The sequence below is a fragment of the Calderihabitans maritimus genome, assembly GCF_002207765.1.
GTDB classification, from domain to species: domain Bacteria; phylum Bacillota; class KKC1; order Calderihabitantales; family Calderihabitantaceae; genus Calderihabitans; species Calderihabitans maritimus.
Window position 1 is genome coordinate 1 of the sequence record NZ_BDGJ01000209.1, and the last position, 342, is coordinate 342.

Annotated in this window: 1 protein-coding gene; it reads left to right on the forward strand. The window is 46.8% G+C overall.

Going from position 1 to position 342, the window contains the following annotated elements:
• Positions 1–126, forward strand: a 126-nt coding sequence (locus KKC1_RS15120) for a rubredoxin (protein ID WP_143288783.1), incomplete at its 5' end; no start/stop codon positions are given.
• Between the last annotated feature and the right edge of the window lie 216 nt (positions 127–342).

A 342-nucleotide genomic window follows, 5' to 3' on the forward strand; every position in this document is an offset into this window, starting at 1 on the left:
TATGATCCGGAAACAGGCGATCCGGAAAACAACATACAGGCAGGTACTCCCTTTGAAGAACTGCCGGATGACTGGGTTTGCCCTATCTGCGGGGTAGGCAAAGACCAGTTTGAAAAAGAGAGCTAATAAGGACCTTTTTAAGACGGAAAGCAGTCAATAACATAAAGTAGCCCTACTCATTTTTTTGAGTAGGGCTACTTTATGTAGTTATATTCAACTCTCTTTTTGAAGTGACTCTTCCGCTTTCATTCCGGGAAAAGTGGTCGCAGGTCAGGCCATGGCCAAGGAAGTGCGAATCTTCTCGCCACTGTTGACCATTCCCGGCAGCTTGGTTCTGGTGGG